Source organism: Collinsella aerofaciens (genome assembly GCF_001405375.1).
GTDB classification, from domain to species: domain Bacteria; phylum Actinomycetota; class Coriobacteriia; order Coriobacteriales; family Coriobacteriaceae; genus Collinsella; species Collinsella aerofaciens_F.
Genome location: NZ_CYYP01000033.1, coordinates 1 through 2,895, shown reverse-complemented (window position 1 = coordinate 2,895; position 2,895 = coordinate 1). Strand labels below are relative to the sequence as shown.

Below are 2,895 nucleotides of genomic sequence, written 5' to 3'. Positions count from 1 at the left end.
TTCCTAGAACCTGTTGTTGTGGTGATTTCAGATTCTAGGACGAAGGCCGTTCTTCGTTAAACGGGCGCTAGGGTGTCACCCTTACACCAACATTTTCGACGCGATCTGATGTCCGCATCGGGCGCATGCGACTCCGTCACGGAGTTTTGCCCGGCAAGCGTCAGCACCAGGTCGCCCTCGGCGCCGATGGCCTCGCCCACGTAGCCGTTAAGCTCCAGGTGGTCCGCATCGGTCCAGGCCCAGCCGGGGCCCGACACGCCCGGCTCGTAGTACGTCTCGCTCGCGATGATGAGGCTTTCCGCGCCCGCGGCATAAGAAGGCCCGCCCAGCAGAACGCATAGGCAGGCCATGGCAACAATCGCAATGTAATGACGGCTGGTGTGGGACTCGGCAGCAAACATACCCGCTCCGATCTTCGCAGGAGTCAATAGAATGTGCACCAGAAAATGCCCTGGTAGCAGCAGCTATTAGTTTAGCGAGATCAGGCCGTAAACAAAGAAAGTGCCTCTGAGCTGTGTCAACAATTAGGTGTAAATCGTTTTGCCAATCGGTGAAAGGATGAATTCGGGTTGACCCAGACGTACTATACCAACATGCTATTGAACGACTTTGCTCAATCAAATGTCTGTATCGGAATCTGCCGATACATGATGAGCCCTTTCGTCCAACTCTTCAATAGCTTCTTTGAAGTCATTGCGAATACATTCGGTCCTCAACTGTCCCATGCGTGAATTGAATCCGATTTTGACTAATCTGTCGTCAATACTTCTTAACCATTCAATAGCTTCGGTTAAGCTCTGACTATCTGAGTACTTCTTTATGTCTCTATTGAAAAATGAATGTAGAGACATTTGAGAAGCTGCTGTTCCTTCATAGATTGACGCAGCAACATATTCAGCTGGTACATTCAAAATCGTCCTTGAGTACCCGGACTGTATAGCTTCTTTAAATAGGTCGGAGAGCGTATTTCCTGTATCCCCATCAACATCGGACAGCTCTAGGCTGATGCGATTTAATGCTCGTTCACTTTCTTCTTTTTCAACGCTTGATATAAGCTCATCCATTATTTGATCAGCGTTCATACCGTAAAAGTCATTGGCCATTGCCCGCTCTTGCCTTAATTTGTCCGCGTTGCACTTAGGGTCACGATTGGCGGCTAGCCGAAGCGATTCGAGAAGCTTCTCGCGAAATGATTCATCCCAGAATCCAAGATCAATTAGATTAAGCGCGATCCTGATAATCTTATAAAACCAACCTTGAGAATACCGTCCCTCAGTTAAAAGTAATTCAAGTTGATTCGCCAACAATTTAACCTGATCATCTTCCAGCCAGGGCAAAGCAAACCATTGGTTTTCTATATCTTGCGCTTCGAGATCCGCGGCCGATTCAGGGTTTTCCGCTATAACATACTCCTTGAAAGAGTGCTCGATAGCATTAGGGCTTACATTCCCTCCTTCTGTTAAGGGGGCAAGAGCCTTGGATATCAGTAAATAGTTTTCGTATTCAATAAACTCAGAATTATCGATCATGTTCACAGCTTTGTTAGAGGTATCGGGCTTTTTGGGAGTATTTCCTGCCGATGCCCGGACTGCGTAACTAATAAAATTCGAGAGCGCTTGGGCTCTTCCGGATGATTTTACGGTCTTATCGACAAGAACTGATGTACTCAAGACGTAGTTAATGGTTGGAATTGATCTGGATAAAGCCCTTACATTAATGGCGGATCCTTTAATTCCATCAATAATTGCGTCATCAATATCAAAATCAATATGTTCTGGAAATTGAAGCCTGGGTTTAACTAAGCCCTGATAAAGTGTCTGCAGATCAGGCTCAAACAAAATTTGACTCATGATCGCTTTTTCGACAGAGTTCTCATCCTCAAATGACAGCGGCTTATTTCTGACAAGCATTACATGCCAGCCATGATTCTCGACCATGTTGTTGACGAACCCAAGAAATGTCCGATCGTCATGAGCGAAGCTGCTACGTTCGCAATCATCAAATATCACGAGAGCATTCTTCGTGTCGAGTAAGGGCAACAGCAAGTCGGGTTTTAGGGAAAACTGAATTCCAAGGTCTTCAATCTTATTATTCAACATTGAAGAACCAGCCTTAATGGCGTTTTTCACCAATGCGCTTATCGCGGCGCATATACCACCTACGGCTTTTTCGGATAAGGGGAGACAAGAAGCGATAACCCGATTGAGAGCCTCTTCATAATTGGAAACACCGAATAGCGAAACGCGACATATCTTTATGTCCATTTTGTTAAGTGCAGTTTTTAGATCGTTCTCGCAATAATAAGTCTTACCCGAACCCCATTCGCCATGTAGGACTAAAGCCTGAAGATCAATGTCGTCACATTGCATGTAGCTTTTAATTACCTCGGTGATCTCATCGGCTTGCATAGGTTTTCTCCAAACGGTATTTTACATTTTGCAATGCTAGACCTAGTGTTTGTTGAGCAGTTGTAGTTGTCATATGTTATCTAAACCGTTAGATATGTATTTCATTGAGCCTGTTCAACTTAGTAATTGCCAGGCTGGTTGCAAATAATGAATGATTAATTCGGATTAACGTAACAAATACGGCTAAGTTGAATTGTGCCAAATTTATTGAAGACTGAGTCGTGCAAGATAATCGAACTCCCCAGACCCCACTTAAGCAGGTCCCTCTTGTACACTCCGTCTGCACTTCGAGCTTGTCCGTTTAAGAAAGCTCAATCGAGCTCTCTGCAACTTCAATACCGGGTGCGTATTTCTCTACCAAAGCGTCCAAAATCACACGATTTCCCGGTGTCATCTTTGGGGAAGGGTTGATTTCCGATCTCAGCCGAACACATTGAGCTGATGGCTCGCTCCCGCAGTTAGCCGAACGCCCCCGCGGCCCCTCCTG

The 2,895-nt window shown here is 45.7% G+C and carries 2 protein-coding genes; both read right to left on the bottom strand.

Translation table 11 applies throughout. The annotated features are described in order from the left end of the window. Positions 1-56: 56 nt before the first annotated feature. The gene (locus ARB25_RS09580; RefSeq protein WP_055287670.1) at positions 57-401 is read right to left on the bottom strand and encodes a hypothetical protein; all 345 of its coding nucleotides are present in this window, start codon (positions 399-401) and stop codon (positions 57-59) included. A gap of 216 nt (positions 402-617) precedes the next feature. Continuing rightward, the gene (locus ARB25_RS09575) at positions 618-2,408 is read right to left on the bottom strand and encodes a P-loop NTPase fold protein (protein ID WP_055287668.1); all 1,791 of its coding nucleotides are present in this window, start codon (positions 2,406-2,408) and stop codon (positions 618-620) included. Positions 2,409-2,895 lie beyond the last annotated feature (487 nt).